General features: G+C 50.1%; 18 protein-coding genes. 11 read left to right on the forward strand and 7 right to left on the reverse strand.

What is annotated here, in order from left to right:
* Position 1 precedes the first annotated feature (1 nt).
* From LH51_RS07525 to LH51_RS07540, 4 genes are all read right to left on the reverse strand, one after another.
* The gene (locus LH51_RS07525; protein WP_036521141.1) at positions 2-1366 is read right to left on the reverse strand and encodes an ATP-binding protein; all 1365 of its coding nucleotides are present in this window, start codon (positions 1364-1366) and stop codon (positions 2-4) included.
* Complete coding sequence (locus LH51_RS07530) at positions 1366-2049, reverse strand: response regulator transcription factor (RefSeq protein WP_036521144.1); 684 nt, start codon at positions 2047-2049, stop codon at positions 1366-1368. Before LH51_RS07530 ends, LH51_RS07525 begins: the two co-directional genes overlap by 1 nt.
* A 12-nt stretch (positions 2050-2061) precedes the next feature.
* Positions 2062-2331 carry a PepSY domain-containing protein gene (locus LH51_RS07535; RefSeq protein ID WP_081960723.1) on the reverse strand — a complete coding sequence of 90 codons (270 nt, stop codon included), beginning with the start codon at positions 2329-2331 and terminating at the stop codon, positions 2062-2064.
* A 107-nt stretch (positions 2332-2438) separates the two neighbouring features.
* Positions 2439-2699 (reverse strand): hypothetical protein, encoded by a 261-nt coding sequence (locus tag LH51_RS07540; protein WP_036521148.1) that lies wholly within the window; start codon positions 2697-2699, stop codon positions 2439-2441.
* A 153-nt stretch (positions 2700-2852) separates the two neighbouring features.
* Between LH51_RS07540 and ilvD the strand changes: the two genes are divergently transcribed.
* Positions 2853-4688 carry a dihydroxy-acid dehydratase gene (ilvD, locus tag LH51_RS07545; RefSeq protein WP_036521153.1) on the forward strand — a complete coding sequence of 612 codons (1836 nt, stop codon included), beginning with the start codon at positions 2853-2855 and terminating at the stop codon, positions 4686-4688.
* Between the two features lie 46 nt (positions 4689-4734).
* Here the strand turns inward: ilvD and LH51_RS07550 are convergent, their stop codons facing one another.
* From LH51_RS07550 to LH51_RS22415, 3 genes are all read right to left on the reverse strand, one after another.
* The gene (locus tag LH51_RS07550; protein ID WP_036521159.1) at positions 4735-5967 is read right to left on the reverse strand and encodes an EAL and HDOD domain-containing protein; all 1233 of its coding nucleotides are present in this window, start codon (positions 5965-5967) and stop codon (positions 4735-4737) included.
* 79 nt (positions 5968-6046) lie between these two features.
* On the reverse strand, positions 6047-6736 hold the full coding sequence (locus LH51_RS22410; RefSeq protein WP_235263600.1) for a mechanosensitive ion channel family protein: 690 nt from the start codon (positions 6734-6736) through the stop codon (positions 6047-6049).
* Positions 6691-7323 (reverse strand): hypothetical protein, encoded by a 633-nt coding sequence (locus LH51_RS22415; protein WP_235263601.1) that lies wholly within the window; start codon positions 7321-7323, stop codon positions 6691-6693. The genes LH51_RS22410 and LH51_RS22415 overlap by 46 nt, the downstream gene beginning before the upstream one ends.
* A 142-nt stretch (positions 7324-7465) precedes the next feature.
* On the opposite strand from LH51_RS22415, the gene prmB reads away from it, so the two are divergent.
* The 10 genes from prmB (at position 7466) to LH51_RS24175 (ending at position 15742) form a co-directional block, all read left to right on the forward strand.
* Complete coding sequence (gene prmB / locus LH51_RS07560) at positions 7466-8383, forward strand: 50S ribosomal protein L3 N(5)-glutamine methyltransferase (RefSeq protein ID WP_036521163.1); 918 nt, start codon at positions 7466-7468, stop codon at positions 8381-8383.
* A 206-nt stretch (positions 8384-8589) separates the two neighbouring features.
* Positions 8590-9528, forward strand: coding sequence for a pilus assembly protein PilM (gene pilM / locus LH51_RS07565; RefSeq protein ID WP_160173696.1), 939 nt, complete (start codon positions 8590-8592; stop codon positions 9526-9528).
* Positions 9525-10172, forward strand: a complete 648-nt coding sequence (locus LH51_RS19010) for a hypothetical protein (RefSeq protein ID WP_052063559.1) — start codon at positions 9525-9527, stop codon at positions 10170-10172. The genes pilM and LH51_RS19010 overlap by 4 nt, the downstream gene beginning before the upstream one ends.
* Entirely contained in the window at positions 10169-10873 is a 705-nt protein-coding gene (locus LH51_RS07575) for a hypothetical protein (RefSeq protein ID WP_036521167.1), read from the forward strand. The genes LH51_RS19010 and LH51_RS07575 overlap by 4 nt, the downstream gene beginning before the upstream one ends.
* A 52-nt stretch (positions 10874-10925) precedes the next feature.
* A complete protein-coding gene (locus LH51_RS07580) occupies positions 10926-11243 on the forward strand; it encodes a hypothetical protein (RefSeq protein WP_144244208.1) in 318 nt (105 codons plus the stop codon).
* Positions 11240-13000: a GspE/PulE family protein gene (locus LH51_RS07585; protein ID WP_052063560.1), complete on the forward strand. Its 1761-nt coding sequence runs from the start codon at positions 11240-11242 to the stop codon at positions 12998-13000. Before LH51_RS07580 ends, LH51_RS07585 begins: the two co-directional genes overlap by 4 nt.
* Positions 13001-13003: 3 nt before the next feature.
* Positions 13004-14233, forward strand: a complete 1230-nt coding sequence (locus LH51_RS07590; RefSeq protein ID WP_036521172.1) for a type II secretion system F family protein — start codon at positions 13004-13006, stop codon at positions 14231-14233.
* A gap of 3 nt (positions 14234-14236) precedes the next feature.
* On the forward strand, positions 14237-14707 hold the full coding sequence (locus tag LH51_RS07595; RefSeq protein ID WP_036521175.1) for a pilus assembly FimT family protein: 471 nt from the start codon (positions 14237-14239) through the stop codon (positions 14705-14707).
* A gap of 85 nt (positions 14708-14792) precedes the next feature.
* Entirely contained in the window at positions 14793-15305 is a 513-nt protein-coding gene (locus tag LH51_RS24170) for a prepilin-type N-terminal cleavage/methylation domain-containing protein (protein WP_052063561.1), read from the forward strand.
* A gap of 44 nt (positions 15306-15349) precedes the next feature.
* Entirely contained in the window at positions 15350-15742 is a 393-nt protein-coding gene (locus tag LH51_RS24175; protein WP_036521176.1) for a prepilin-type N-terminal cleavage/methylation domain-containing protein, read from the forward strand.
* Positions 15743-15746: the final 4 nt, after the last annotated feature.

Consider the following 15746-nt stretch of genomic DNA (forward strand, 5'->3'; position numbering starts at 1 on the left):
TTCAAGTCGGTATAGGCAACAACATCCGGAACCTGGCTCCCTTGAGTTCCGGAGAGCTATCCACTTCCAGGGCACCATCGTAACTACTGAGTATATCTACCACCACAGCCAGGCCAATACCCTGTCCGGAAATGGATCTGTCAATGCGCTGACCGCGCTCCAGTATCACCTTGGACTGGGTTGGCAGCACTCCCGGGCCATCATCTTCGACCAGCAGCAGCAAACCGCTGCGAACTGAGGATGAAGTGACCTGCACACGGGCCAAACCGTATTTACAGGCATTTTCCATCAGATTACCCAGCAACTCCATCAAATCACGCTCATCGCCATAAAACTGAGCGTTATCCTCTACCCGGTTATCAATCTGTATCGATTTTTCGGTATACACCTTGATGAGTACGTCGGCCACCCGTTGCACCAGCGCCCTGACCAGTACCGGCTTAGCCGCCAATCCCCCTTTGGATTTAACCGCACGTGATAACTGATACTGCACTATCTGGTCCATACGCTGGCTCTGCTCTTCCACCAGTTTACGGTACGCTTCAGGAGACAGGTTTTCTGAACTGGCGCCGGTAATAACAGCCAAGGGGGTTTTAAGGCTGTGAGCCAAATCTGCCAGGGTGTTGCGATAGCGTTCACGCTGCTGACGTTCAGTTAAAATCAGCTGGTTAAGATTTTCAGTCACAGGTTGCACTTCACGCGGATAGCTGCCAGAAAGACTATCAGACTCACCCTTCTCTATGTGGCGCAAATCAGCCGCCAAACGCCCAAGGGGGCGCAAGCCCCAACGTAAAATGAGGTATTGCATGCTCAGCGCTAACACCAACACCCCCATTAGAGACCCCCAGAGCCGAGCACTGAAAGCCCGCATCTGCTCGCGTAAACGCTCATCACTGCGTAATACAGAAATCATAAAAAAGCGCTCTTCTCCAGGGCCTTCCCAGATTATCGGATATTGCAGCAGATAGAGATTACTGTCTGCCAAGTAGCGAAATGGCACCTGACCAGGGGATGGAATACTGCCCAGTACTTCGGTTACTTGAGCAGCGGGCAAGAGTGTCGATGAGTCTGACTGCCACAACAACTGCTCACGATCATTACTAATAAAAGCGTAAACACCGGAACCCGTCTGTGAAAATCCCGGCTCAGGTAACAACTCAGGCAGCTTAAGCTCTCCGCCATCCAGTTCGGCTAAACCCAGTAACAGATAGACCTGGAGCTGCGCTTGAGAGCGTTCAGACGCGACTAAGCTATCGTAGTGAGCTCGTTGCAGTATCATCACAGCCGCCACAATAATCAGTGGCAATACCACCAACGAGGCCAGAAACAAGCGCGACTTGAGTGAACGAGGCAATAGCTGACGCATCAGGCGTCTTTCAGTTCCGGATTAAATCGATAGCCCAACCCACGGACTGTCAGGATAGGTTGTAACTGCTGATCCGGATCCAGCTTCTGCCGTAAACGGCGGATAAACACTTCCAGCACATTACTGTCACGGTCAAAATCCTGATGATAAAGATGCTCAGTCAACTCCGTCTTGGAGATGGTCTTACCCGCATTCAGCATAAGATACTCAACCGTGCGATATTCATAACTGGTTAAGCGCACTTCCTCATCATGCAACCGCACCACACGGCTCACCGTATCCAACATCAAGGGCCCAAAGGTCAGTCTGGGTTTAGCATGGCCTGCCGCACGACGCACCAATGCATTAAGGCGCGCTGTCAGTTCTTCTGGCTGAAACGGCTTAACCAAATAGTCATCAGCACCGCTTTCAAGGCCTTCTACTTTATCTTGCCAATGGCCACGAGCAGTCAAAATCAACACTGGGAAATCCCGGTTAGCCTCACGCCAGCCTTTAATCACATCCAGACCCGACAAACCCGGCAGACCCAGATCAACGACGGCAATATCGAACTCATATTCCATCCCCAGGAACAAGGCGTCTTTACCTTCTTCACACTCCTCAACGGTATAGCCTTTTTCGGTTAACTGAAGGCTTAGCTGACGACGCAGATTAAAATCATCTTCAACCACTAATGCTTTCATACCAGGTTCCTTTCAAGGGTTAAGTATCTCACCGTCTTCAGGGTTGATCATCACATCCCGGACCCGCCCATCATTGACGATGCGGATCAAAAACACAGGTTTATGGTCTACTTCTGTTTCTTCGGCCTTAACCACTTGACCAGCAAACGTTTCCAAGGCAATTTCCGATGCCTGCTTCAGACTGGTGACGGGTTCAGCCATCAACGGGAAAGCCAACAAGACACAACAAAACAACAACGCTGTCAGCGGGTATCCAGCTAAAACACTTCGACCCCTGCACATAGGGCTCCTCCGGTATTTCTGATTGTATGTTACCGAAACTCAGCAACAGCCACACTTTACTCTAATAGAAATGAACTGATGATTAACAAAACCGCCACCTTTTCAATTCAGGACTTGTTATTCTGTTCAGCTTGCTGACGCTTTGCCTCACGAATGGAGAGCATCACAAAACGAATGTTGTAAGCCAAGCCGATCACAATGGCCAGAGACGCCGACACAATAAACAGCATACCCAGTGCGGCTGAACCAGCATACTGACCTGTCCAAAGACTGATAACAGCGATAATACTGAGCGGAATACCGGTTTTCATGCAGATTCGCAGAAAGGCATCCTGACGAATTATTTTTTTATCAATTTTTATTGTCATAGGGCGCAACGCTTCTGTTGGACGTGGAGGCAAGCAGCATAGAACGCCTGTGTTTTTTGTTCAAGGTCATCCGTTCGGCAGCCTGACAGCCACAAAGAATCTGATATACTCGAACAATATTAGACTTAACCATCCGATCCAAAGGACCCCTCAATGCCAGAGTATCGTTCCAGAACGTCTACCGCCGGTCGTAACATGGCAGGTGCCCGTGCACTGTGGCGCGCCACAGGCATGAAAGATGATGATTTTCACAAACCCATCGTTGCCATTGCCAACTCCTTCACCCAGTTTGTGCCCGGTCACGTGCACCTGAAAGACATGGGGCAACTGGTTGCCCGGGAAGTGGAAAAAGCCGGTGGTGTAGCAAAAGAGTTTAATACCATTGCTGTCGATGACGGTATCGCCATGGGCCATGACGGCATGCTCTACTCGTTGCCATCACGCGATATTATTGCCGATTCTGTTGAATACATGGTTAATGCGCATTGTGCCGATGCACTGATCTGTATCTCTAACTGCGACAAGATTACCCCAGGGATGCTGATGGCGGCCATGCGCCTTAACATCCCGGTCATTTTTGTCTCTGGTGGCCCGATGGAAGCTGGCAAAACCAAACTTTCCGAACACAAGCTGGATCTGGTCGATGCTATGGTCATTGCCGCTGATGACTCAGCCTCTGACGAAATGGTCGCTGAATATGAGCGCTCAGCCTGCCCCACCTGTGGTTCCTGCTCCGGCATGTTCACCGCCAACTCAATGAACTGCCTGACCGAAGCACTGGGGCTGTCACTGCCAGGCAACGGCACCACCCTGGCTACCCACAGTGATCGTCGTCGCCTGTTTGAAGAAGCCGGTCACCGTATTGTTGAACTGGCCAAGCGCCACTATGAGCAGGATGATTATTCCGTTCTGCCACGCTCTATTGCCAACTTCAAAGCCTTTGAAAATGCCATGTCACTGGACATCGCCATGGGCGGTTCCACTAATACCATCTTGCACCTGTTGGCGATCGCGCTGGAGGGAGAGATCGACTTTACTCTGAAGGATATTGATCGACTCTCCCGGCATGTACCGCAGTTGTGTAAAGTAGCGCCCAATACCCCCAAATACCATATTGAAGACGTGCACCGTGCCGGGGGTATTTTTGCCATTCTCGGCGAGCTGGATCGTGCCGGCAATCTGCACAGCGACCTCCCAACCGTACACAGCAACAGCATGGCTGAAGCACTGGAGACCTGGGATATCATGCGCAACCCCTCGGCAGCCGTAATGGAGTTTTACAAAGCGGGCCCTGCGGGCATCCCCACCCAGACAGCCTTTAGTCAATCCACGCGTTGGCCGACACTGGATGGTGACCGCGAAAATGGCTGCATACGCAACCTCGAACATGCCTTTTCGCTCGAAGGTGGTCTGGCCGTGCTATACGGCAATATCGCTGAAGATGGCTGCGTGGTTAAAACCGCGGGTGTGGATGACTCGATCCTGCGCTTTGAGGGTCCTGCACATATCACAGAATCCCAGGATCAGGCGGTTGAGCATATATTGCAGGACAAGGTTAAACCCGGTGACATCGTCATCGTGCGCTATGAAGGCCCCAAAGGCGGCCCAGGCATGCAGGAAATGCTCTACCCAACCTCTTATTTGAAATCCAAAGGGATGGGCAAGGACTGCGCCCTGCTGACAGACGGACGCTTCTCCGGTGGCACTTCCGGACTGTCAATCGGCCATGTCTCGCCTGAAGCAGCCGCAGGTGGTGCCATAGGACTGATCAGAGATGGTGATCCTATCTGTATCGACATTCCTAACCGCAGTATCAATGTGCTCTTGTCTGACGAAGAGCTGGCCAAACGCCGTGTGGAGCAGGATGCTATTGGCTGGAAGCCAGCAATGCAACGTCCCAGAAAGGTATCCTCAGCACTTAAGGCCTATGCCAAGCTGGTGACTTCAGCCGATAAGGGTGCGGTCAGGGACCTTAGTCAATTGGATTAAGCGGAGTGGAGGGGTGTGAAAACATCCCTCCTGATATGGAGACGCCTTATTGCAAGGCTTCAAGCACCTGCTCAGCCCACTTGAGACTGTGACGATAAGCAACCTCATAAAACTGTGAAGGCAGCAGCTTCTTCAGCTGCGCAAACTCACCACGCTCATAAATTTCAACTTCGCTCAAAACCAAACCTGCCTGCCCTTCCCGCTTGGTTAAAGCGTCCTTAACCGAGTGCTGAAGCGGCACTTCATTTAATAGCACATCCATCTCCATATCCATCATCACATCCATCTGTGATAACAAACCCACAATGAAGCACTCCATGGGTGCCGGGTATTCCAGCATCTCCGCCAACAACTCACACATCCGCCCTCGTATGAGCATATTTCGTGTTAATTCAGTGGGTTTGCCATTATCATTTTTGGCCAGAAACAGCATTACCCAACGGCGTATCTGGTCCATCCCCAGAAGTGCTATAGCATGTGAGAGGGAGTTCACTTCACGGCGTAAATTAACCGCAGCCGAGTTAACCACACGCAAGATTTTGTAAGTCAGCTCAGGATCTTTTAATGCTATCTGCTCAACGGACTCCGCTGTTGCATGTTCACTCTGCAATTCCTTCAAAACCTGCAGTAGCAACATTTTGTTTCCTGGAAGTTTTTTACCTCTTACCAAGTCGGGCTTACTGAGGAAATAACCCATATAAAGAGCAAACCCCATCTCCAGACACTGGCGAAATTCATCCTGAGTTTCAACTTTATCCGCCAGTAATTCCAGATTAAAAGGCTTCAGTTTTTGTACCAACGCAGGGATTCTGCTCAAACCAATCAACTGAATATCCAGCTTCAACACATGCACCACCTTAAGCAAGGGGTGTAACTTGGTATCCGAAGGATCAAAACCTGACAACGCCAACCGGTAGCCCTGTCCGGCCAAAAGTACCAGACGGTCTATTAACGCCTGTGTAACCCGGGTATGTGCCAATAGCTCCAACACAAACAAATGCCTTGGAAAATCAGGAAGTTCATCATCCAGCAATACTTTGTCGGTCACCTTCAGGAAAAAGGGTAGTTGTGCTTTAGTATCCTTACTAAAAGATGCATAGGAGTTAACCAACACAGCCAGCGTTGCATCGTCATCTTTTAACCCCATGACAAAATTACCCTGTTCATCTCGAAACAACAGCTCGTAAGCTGCCACATCCTGACTTTTGGTATAGATCGCCTGCCGCGCCATCAGCACAGGCAATCCCTGATCATCGTGTGTTATAGCAATCTTGCTCACGGGGCATAGCTCCAAGGGTGTAAAAGCACTTACTTAATAAGCCTAAGGATATACAAAACTCAGGACTAAAGTCACGTAATCATGCATCTACGCCGGGCAAACCATCCTTGTCAATTGACAGTTTTATCTGGCGTATATCATGTCCAGTAGGGGATTGATGTAAACGTAAACCAAATACCGGCATCACCGCCAGCACATGATCGAACAGGTCGGCCTGAATACCCTCATACTCTACCCAGGCTGTCGTATTGGTAAAAGCATATATCTGAATTGGCACCCCTTCACTCGTGGCCTCAAGCTGTCTGACCATCAAGATCATCTGCTGATGAATTCGCGGATGGGTTTTCAAATAAGCGGCCAGATAGGCACGAAAAGTGCCTATATTAGTCAAACGCCGGCCATTTAACGGGCTGCTAAGATCCAGATCATGTTCGGTATTGTAACGCTCGACTTCAGCCAGGCGCTGTTCAATATAGCTATTCAATAAATTAGATTTGCGTAACGCCTCGATATCCTGCGGCGTCAGGAAGCGCACACTACTAACATCAATCCGTACACCGCGCATGATACGTCGGCCACCGGACTCCTGCATACCACGCCAGTTTTTGAATGAGTCGGAAATCAGCGCATAGGTGGGTATGGTGGTGATGGTATTATCCCAGTTCTGTACCTTCACCGTTGTCAGATTGATATCAACCACAGCACCATCAGCACCATAACGGCTCATTTCCAGCCAGTCACCCACAGATAGCATCTTATTGGCAGACAACTGTATACCAGCCACCAGCCCATCAGGGGATCTTTGAACACCAGTAGCAAAACCGCCGTCATGGCACCCAAACCACTAAACAGAATCAGTGGGGACTTACCAATCAGAATGGAAATGGCAATTACAGCAGCCAGCAAGGTCGCAGATAACTTAATTCCCTGAAAGATACCCCGCAACGGCAGCTCTCGGGTTGCACGATTATATTGAGACAGCTCAAGCAACACATCCAGTATCACGAACAACACCAACACACTGAAAATCAGAATCCACAGCTGGGTAAGGCTATTGATGAGTAATAAGGATACAGAACCCGGTTCCAGCCAGTGTTGTGCCTGAACCTGTACGATCAGTGCCTGGACAATAAACGACAGACGCTTGAAAAGCTGTTTTTCGAAAAGTGCACGGTTCCAGATATGCTGCGCACTTCCAGCCAAACGCACCATGATACGACGAACCAAATGATGCAGAATAAAGTGCGTCACAATCGCTGCAATGGCAATAAGACTTAACGCAACGATCAACTGCGTCAGTGCTGTAGGCTCAATCGATAATTTCGCCAACCAGTCCGTGACCGAATCCACCCACATCAATCCACCTCAATATCGACTCTATTACAATTAAATTCTGCACCGAAAAAAATCGCTGTGCAGATGAACCAGGCTCGCGCCAACACTTGAGTTTAAGGTAAACTCCTCAGGCAAAACTATAGCAGCCAGAGTAACCCAGTGCATGACTTTTCAAACAGATAACCCAGCCAGTGAACTTCACACACTGCGCGATTATATTCGCTGGGCCATGAGTAGCTTCCAGCAGGCCAGCCTGTTTTACGGACATGGTACCGATAACCCGTGGGACGAAGCTGTACAACTGGTGTTAAATGCTGTGCACCTGCCTTGGGATGCCAGCCCGGAAGTACTGGATGCGCGCCTGACAAGTTCCGAAAAGCAACGTATTCTCACATTCATTCGCCGCCGTACTGAAGAACGCCTGCCCCTACCCTACATCACCGGTGAAGCCTGGTATATGGGTATGCCATTTCATGTAGATGAGCGTGTACTGATTCCACGCTCGCCAATTGCCGAACTGACAGAACATCAGTTTTCACCCTGGCTCAGACCTGGCCCTGTTGAGCAGATTTTGGATCTTTGCACCGGCAGTGGCTGCATCGGCATCGGCTGCGCTTATCTGTTTCCTGAGGCACAGGTTGACTTGGTAGATCTTTCCTCTGACGCTTTGGCTGTTGCAGAAAAAAACATTAAACGCCATGAACTTACGCACCGGGTAACCACAATTCAAAGTGACCTGTTTAATAACCTTGACGGTAAGCGTTACGATCTGATTGTCAGCAACCCACCCTATGTAGATCATGCAGATTTTACCAACATGCCCAAAGAGTATCAGCATGAGCCACAAATGGCGCTTACATCGGGTATAGATGGGTTGGTCATAACACGACGTATATTGCAATTAGCCAGCCATTTCTTAACCGACAACGGCTTACTAGTCGTTGAGGTCGGCAATAGTGAAGCACACTTAATAGAAGCCTACCCGGAAGTTCCTTTTACCTGGGCTGAGTTTGAAAAGGGTGGAAATGGCGTATTTATTCTGACGGCTGAAGAACTACAACACTATCGTGACTATTTTTGAAACATGTATTACCTCATGTTAATAGGTTATCTACTTGACAAAGATCATGTTTAAAGCGAAATTCATACGGTAATCTACAGCCCGTTGTAACATCAGCATCAAATCGAACACTTACCATCCAGTGAAAAGGTCCGCTCTCAGGAAATCAGTGCGGTTGTATTTTATCAGCAAGGAAAGCACACCGGACACTATTTGGGAGCAACACCTTGCTCAGTTGGATAAACTCGCTCAGGAATGTAAAGCAAACACCCGATCGCGCTGGCCTGTGCATCAGCCGTGATTCCCTATGCCTTGTGCAGGCTAATCCAGCCGGCCACCCTGATGCTTTCAGCCTGACGCACTCTTTACAAGAAGTCACACAATCTCCCGAGCAAGTCCTGGAAATATTAAAAAACTGGGTTAATGAACTGGGTTTACAGCATGCTGGCGTCATACTGACGCTGGAACAGGAAGCCTTTGAGCTGATCCAGATGGATAAACCCGATGTGCCTGATACCGACCTGAAAGCCGCTACCCACTGGAAGCTTCAGGAGTACCTGGAATACCCGGTAACCGATGCCATCAGTGATATTTTTGAAGTTCCTGAAGGGCGCCATGGCCACTCCAACCAGTTATTCGTGGCTGTTACACGACGAAGCTTGTTGGAAAAGCGCGTCAAACTCATCAGGGATGCTGGCCTCAGACCCACCTATATCGATATAGCTCAATTGGCGATGCGTAACCTTGTGGAGCAGCGTCTGCAAACCAATGACACTCTAGGCATCGTGCATTTCCACCCCAATGACAGTCGCTTGTATATCTGTCGCAATGACCAGTTTTATATCACCCGGGTTATCAACCTGGGCCTGAACAGCCTGATAACTGATGACGAAATGCAACAACTACAGCTCGTTGACCAGTTCTCACTCGAAGTACAGCGGACCATGGACTATTACGATAGCCATTTTGGTCAGTCACCCGTCCGACAGCTACACTTTCTTGATCGCAGCGGTCAGCTCAACTGGCTTCCGGATGCCGTGACTAACATGCTGGGTATCAAAGCGGCACGGGTAGATATGCCGCAAAATACTAACCAGCAAAACCTCATTCAGCCCGACCTTGCTCCGCTAGCCTGGGGTGGACTCATTGGGAGACTGAGCCAATGAGTCAACGCCAGGAAGTCAATCTTTATCAGAGTGATCTGCATGAAAAGCGTGAGCAGCTGACCGCCAGACACATGCTTGTCATTATCGCTGTGGCACTGTTATTGATGCTGCTTTATAGCGGCTGGACAGCCTACTCACTTAACAGCTTAAAGCAGGACAATCAGCAACTGACAGCTCAACTGAATCAGCAACGTCAGACAGTGACAGAACTGGCCTCAATGACCCGCCCAGAAGCAGACCCCAGACTGTTACAACACACACGTCGGCTGGAAAACGAAATACGTCACTTGCGCGCTTTACGTGAAACCGCACTGATTCCACTGGACGCAGCAGATCCTGAACAGTTCCTGCGAGGTCTGGCACGCCAAAGACCCGACGGCCTCTGGCTTACGGGCATTCATTTGGCAGGCCTGGGGCAGGACATCCTGCTGCAAGGTCGAGTAATGAATGCCGAACTGCTACCCATTTATATTGATCTGCTGGGCATTGAACCTGCTTTTACAGGTCTTGTATTCCACACACTGGAAATCAATCAGCCTGGCAGTGATGTCGGTGAAGACGATTCAGCCGCACTAACCTTCAGGCTGGTAGCGGGGTGCAAGACTCAGGGCTGCTCCCTGGACAACGGAGGGAGCACACCATGAAAATCTGGGTTCAAATCTCTCAGCAAATTGAAAAACGTTCGTTACGTGAGCGCAGCATCCTGCTGGCTGTCGCGCTACTGATTGTACTGCTACTAACAGACACCTTGCTTACTGATCCAGACCGCCGTGAGATAGTGCAGCAAACACAACGGCTCACCAGTCAGCACGCAGAGCTGAATACACTCAAAACACAGGAGACTGAATTACTTCAGAGCCTGTCGGCTGATCCAAACATTGCACTGCGTGAGCGCGCTACCTACCTGGAAGCGGAAGTCCTGCATGCACGTGAAGCCCTTGACCAGGAATTTGCCCGTTTCATTTCACCCGATCAAATGAACAGTGCACTCAGAGCACTGGTTGGCGTTACCGAAGGCGTTAGCCTGCACTCATTACGGAGCCTTCCTACTGAGATCGTTTTTTCAGCACCTGAAACAGATCCTGATAGTAATGCAGAAGCCGATACAGACACAGAGCAAACCGATCTACCGGAAGAGGTTGCCTCCGGTGTTTATCGGCGCGGTGTAGAGCTGGAGCTGACCGGCAACTACCATGGTTTGGTACGCTACCTTGATATGCTCAGCGAACTGCCCTGGGTCATCAGTTGGGAGCAAGTGCAAGTTCTCAGTGACAAGTATCCAGATACACTGTTTCGTCTGCGACTGTATACGCTGACTCTGGATGAGGGCTGGCTACGTGTGTAAACAAGTTTTTTCCACTTATTTATTCGGCTTGTGCCTCTTTTTCGGTACCCCTTTGGCTGCACAGGACCGTAATTTAAATTTTGCTGATCCCTTGCGGCCTTTCAGTTATGCACAAACGTTAACGCCCGCACAAGAGGCTCAGGCACGCCTGCATTTGCAAGCCATTCTGACGGGTAATCGCGGGGCCTATGCTGTCATCAACAACCAGCCAGTTTCCGCGGGCGATGAAGTGGATGGCTACACCATATTGCAAATCAATAATGGCTCCGTAACGCTGGCCAAAAACAATGCTAAAAAAGTGATTATGCAGTCACACACGCTGACGCTTGATCCATACGCTGAGACTCAACACAGCAGGAGCGAGCCATGACAGAACAGGCCAACATAACTGCACAGACTGCTGCACCACGCCGTCAGAAAATTCGCTTGGGTGACCTGCTGGTAGAAAAGAAAGTCATCACCCCGGCCCAGTTGGATAAAGCCCTGGCGGAACAGAAAAAAACCGGCACCCGCCTGGGACGCATGCTGATTACACTCGGCTTTATCAATGAACAGGGGCTAATGGACTTTTTGGCAGAGCAGTTAAAAATCCCCTACGTCGATCTGCGCCATTTTCAACTGCGCCCCGCTACGGTCAAACTGCTGCCAGAAACTCTGGCTCGACGTTTTCGTGCCATAGTGCTGGAAGATAAACCGGATGGCCTGCTGGTAGGTTTGTCGGACCCAACCGATATATTTATCCAGGATGAAATCAGTCGGCTACTGAAACGCCCAGTATCTACAGCGATTGTGCGTGAAACTGATGTACTCAATGCCTTTGATTCCATGTACCGTCGCACGGATGAAATCAGCTCCATTGCTGAAGAACTGGGTGAAGAACTGGCAGAAAGTGATTTTGACCTGGCACAACTGGCTCGCGGAGCTGATGTCACAGATGCGCCTGTAGTTCGCCTGCTGCAGTCATTGTTTGAGGATGCCATTCAGGTCAAAGCGTCAGATATCCATATTGAACCGGATGAAAACGTGTTACGCCTGCGCCAGCGTATCGATGGTGTGCTGCAAGAGCAGATCATGAAGGAGAAGCGCATCGCACCGGCGCTGGTTTCCCGATTGAAGCTGATGGGCGGGTTGAATATTTCGGAAAAACGTATGCCTCAGGATGGCCGTTTCAACATCCGCGTCAAAGATCGCGCCATCGATGTGCGTTTATCCACCATGCCCACTATTTACGGTGAGTCCGTGGTGATGCGTTTACTGGATCAATCTCAGGGTGTAACTAATCTGGATCACACCGGCATGCCCACCGAGCTGGTTACCCGCTTTAAACGGGTTATACACAAGCCGCATGGCATGGTGTTAGTGACCGGCCCAACCGGAAGTGGTAAAACCACCACGCTGTATGCAGCTCTTGCCGAGCTGAACCGCGCCGAACGCAAGATCATTACTATTGAAGATCCGGTTGAATACCGAATGCAGCGGATTAATCAGGTGCAGGTCAATTTCAAAATAGGTCTGACTTTTGCGGGTGTATTGCGCACCGCATTACGTCAGGACCCGGATGTAATTCTGATCGGGGAGATGCGCGATCAGGAAACCGCTGAAATCGGGCTGCGTGCCGCCATGACTGGTCACCTGGTGCTTTCAACCCTGCACACCAATGACGCGGTCAGCACAGCGAACCGCCTGATTGATATGGGTGCAGCAGGTTACCTGGTCGCCACCTCATTACAAGCCGTGCTGGCACAACGACTGATTCGTAAAGTCTGCGACAACTGCTCAGAGCCCCATGAACCGGATGCCAACGAACAAGCCTGGCTAAAAAGCAATCCACAGCTGAAATTCAAAGGCAGCAGCTATATCAAAGGTAAGGGCTGCATGCAGTGTAACAATACCGGCTACAAGGGCCGGGTTGGTATTTTTGAATTTCTGGAAATTGATACACAACTGGCTGATGCCCTGCGTCGCAGTGACACCAGTGAATTTCACCACCTGGCTCATTCTCGTCCGGACTTTAAAACCCTGGGTCAAAGTGCCCTTGATCTGGCGGCTGAAGGCATTAGCACCCTGGAAGAGGTGATTCGTGTTGCCGGCGAATCTGTCATGCTTGAACCCGGTGGTGGGGAGTAAAATATGGCTGTATTCCAGTATCGAGCCAGACGCGGCCAGGAGCGGGTAACGGAAGGCAGGCTTACAGCCGACACCGCTGAAGCAGCCGCTACCCAGCTGCTCAGTAGCGGTCTGATCCCACTGGATATACGCCCGGCAGCATCTGAGTCGGGTGAGTCCCTTAGTGATCAGATCAACAAGCTCATGCCACCTCGTAAAATCACACTGGATGAGCTGATACTCTTTAGCCGCCAGATGTACAGTATTACCAAAGCGGGGGTACCGTTAATTCAGGGACTCAGTCGTCTGTCTGATTCCATGTCTAATCCACGACTGGGTGAAATTTTACGTGAGATCAGCCGTGATCTGGAGGGTGGCCGTGATGTAGCCGGCAGCTTTGGGCGGCACCGTAAAGTCTTCGGCACCTTGTATATCAGCCTGCTACAGGTGGGTGAACTGACCGGCCAGATGGACCGGGTTTTTTTGACGATGCACGATTACCTTGCCCGTGATCGGGACACAGCTAACAAGATCAAGTCCGCGACCCGCTACCCCATGTTTGTGATCATTGCCATTGTCATTGCCATCGGCGTACTGACCACGGTAGTCATTCCCGCCTTTGCCCAGGTTTTTGATAGTGTCAAAATGGAATTGCCCCTGCCGACTATCATCATTCTTGCCGTATCAGGCTTTGCCACAAAATGGTGGCTGCAGATTTTGATTGCTATAGGGCTTGGCATTGTCGCTTTCCGCTACTGGAGCAACACAGAACGCGGGCGTTACCTGTGGGACAGAAGCAAATTGAAGCTGCCCAAAATAGGCAACATTCTTCTGCGCGCCACTATTGCGCGCTTTGTCCGGGCGTTCGGCGTAGCCTTACAGTCAGGAGTACCGATCACTCAGGCACTGGCTGGTGTTGCTGGCACAACCGGTAATGCCTATATCACCGAAAAAGTGTTATCCATGCAAAGTGGTATCGAGCGAGGTGACTCCGTTTTACGTACCGCCGCATCCACTCAGATATTCACACCGGTAGTGCTACAGATGGTTGCTGTCGGTGAAGAGACCGGGCAACTCGATGCGATGATGCTGGAGGTTGCCGATTTTTATGACCGCGAAGTGGCTTATGATATCGATAATCTATCCAGCATTATCGAACCCATTCTTACCGTCGCTGTCGGCATTATTGTATTAATTCTGGCTCTGGGGATTTTCCTGCCCATGTGGGATCTGACCCAGCTGGCCGGACGCTGAGACATGGCACAGGAAAACCGTTACAGCAACGGCATCCGCCTGTTTGAACTGGCGCTGGTGGTGATTTTGATTGGTCTGCTGGCCGCTGCGGGCATACAACGTATCATGGGGCTACAAACAGAGGCACGTCGGTTGTTAGTCGACAATTTTGCTCAGTCGTTGCAGCTGGCCGGAAAAATGACCTACATGCAGACGAGTGCTATTGGCGAATTAGGCAATCCGGACTATCAATTGGTCAGCTATGGACTGGGTCAGGGGAATAGTATCCAGGTGAGCTATGGCTACCCTGCGATTGTAAGTATCGACAATGTCGCGCGCTTGTTTGATGGGCTGTCAGGGCGTTGGCATTTATCTACTGATGGACAGTGGCTGGATGCACGGGTGGATAATCTTTCCGACTGTGCTGTAGTTTATCGACCACCGCATCAACCGACAGAGCAACCTCAGGTTATTAAACACACACAAGGATGCTGATTATATCGAAATATATGATGTACGACATGCAAATTCATTCATTTGATGCTGTAAACTAATCAATAATTGCTCAAGGAGTCATGGGATGAAACCAATATCAGAAACAAAAAATCAAACAGGTTTTACTTTGATCGAGCTGGTCATTGTGATCCTGATTCTGGGTATTCTGGCCGCGTTTGCCATTCCCAAATTCATATCACTACAGCGCGAAGCACGGGTTGCCGTGATTGACGGAACCACCAGTGCACTGCGTTCAGGTGCCAATATTGTCTTTGCCAAGTCGGCGGCTGGTGGTACACATACCGCTGCTGCTGGCTGCGTAGGCCTGGAATCTGGAGATACTGCAAGCTCAACAGCGGGCTGCACCGGCGATGATATTATTTTGACCCGCTGGGGCTATCCGCGCGCGCAGGATTCAGAAATCACACCATTATTTGACGATTTTTCTCCACGTTTTTCCTTCATTGGAGGCGGCACAGGTCCAGGTGCAACGGTGCAAATTCAGTTAGATGGCATACCCAACTGCCGTATTGAGTACAGTGCCCCGGATACAACCGGCGGTCGGCCCGATATCAGCAAAAACACGGACGATTGTTAATTTACTTCAAACTTATCAAGCATGTCCCCTACAGGAGCAATACTATGAAAGCGCAATCCGGTTTTACCCTTGTTGAACTGATCATCGTGATCGTGATCCTCGGCATCCTCAGTGCTGTCGCTTTACCACGATTCATTGATTTTTCCGGTGATGCCGAAGAGGCCGCATTATCCGCCAATGCGGCGGCGATTTCTTCTGCTATGTCAATCAACTATGCCGCTTGCACTCTAGGTAAAAGTGAGTGTGAAGATGTAGCTGACTGTACTCTTGCTGAAGTAAACAATGTACTGACGCAGGATTTGGATACTACAAAATATACTGGTGCCCTTAAAACCGGCGAAACACCACCCGCTGCAAACGGTAATTCAGCTATTTGTACACTAAGCGCCACCGGTGTGACAGAAACTGCTGAATTCACAGTGATACGCTGGCAGTAAAAGC

The organism is Nitrincola sp. A-D6, assembly GCF_000764495.1.
Taxonomy (GTDB): domain Bacteria; phylum Pseudomonadota; class Gammaproteobacteria; order Pseudomonadales; family Balneatricaceae; genus Nitrincola.

Excerpts from the sequence above, each read along its gene's own strand:
- LH51_RS07530 (WP_036521144.1), bottom strand. The coding sequence starts at position 2,049 with ATGAAAGCATTAGTGGTTGAAGATGATTTTAATCTGCGTCGTCAGCTA.
- LH51_RS07535 (WP_081960723.1), bottom strand. The coding sequence starts at position 2,331 with ATGTGCAGGGGTCGAAGTGTTTTAGCTGGATACCCGCTGACAGCGTTG.
- LH51_RS24175 (WP_036521176.1), top strand. The coding sequence starts at position 15,350 with ATGAAAGCGCAATCCGGTTTTACCCTTGTTGAACTGATCATCGTGATC.
- LH51_RS22415 (WP_235263601.1), bottom strand. The coding sequence starts at position 7,323 with ATGTGGGTGGATTCGGTCACGGACTGGTTGGCGAAATTATCGATTGAG.
- LH51_RS07525 (WP_036521141.1), bottom strand. The coding sequence starts at position 1,366 with ATGCGTCAGCTATTGCCTCGTTCACTCAAGTCGCGCTTGTTTCTGGCC.
- LH51_RS07595 (WP_036521175.1), top strand. The coding sequence starts at position 14,237 with ATGGCACAGGAAAACCGTTACAGCAACGGCATCCGCCTGTTTGAACTG.
- ilvD (WP_036521153.1), top strand. The coding sequence starts at position 2,853 with ATGCCAGAGTATCGTTCCAGAACGTCTACCGCCGGTCGTAACATGGCA.
- LH51_RS07590 (WP_036521172.1), top strand. The coding sequence starts at position 13,004 with ATGGCTGTATTCCAGTATCGAGCCAGACGCGGCCAGGAGCGGGTAACG.
- LH51_RS07540 (WP_036521148.1), bottom strand. The coding sequence starts at position 2,699 with ATGACAATAAAAATTGATAAAAAAATAATTCGTCAGGATGCCTTTCTG.
- LH51_RS24170 (WP_052063561.1), top strand. The coding sequence starts at position 14,793 with ATGAAACCAATATCAGAAACAAAAAATCAAACAGGTTTTACTTTGATC.
- LH51_RS07585 (WP_052063560.1), top strand. The coding sequence starts at position 11,240 with ATGACAGAACAGGCCAACATAACTGCACAGACTGCTGCACCACGCCGT.
- LH51_RS07575 (WP_036521167.1), top strand. The coding sequence starts at position 10,169 with ATGAAAATCTGGGTTCAAATCTCTCAGCAAATTGAAAAACGTTCGTTA.
- LH51_RS19010 (WP_052063559.1), top strand. The coding sequence starts at position 9,525 with ATGAGTCAACGCCAGGAAGTCAATCTTTATCAGAGTGATCTGCATGAA.
- prmB (WP_036521163.1), top strand. The coding sequence starts at position 7,466 with ATGACTTTTCAAACAGATAACCCAGCCAGTGAACTTCACACACTGCGC.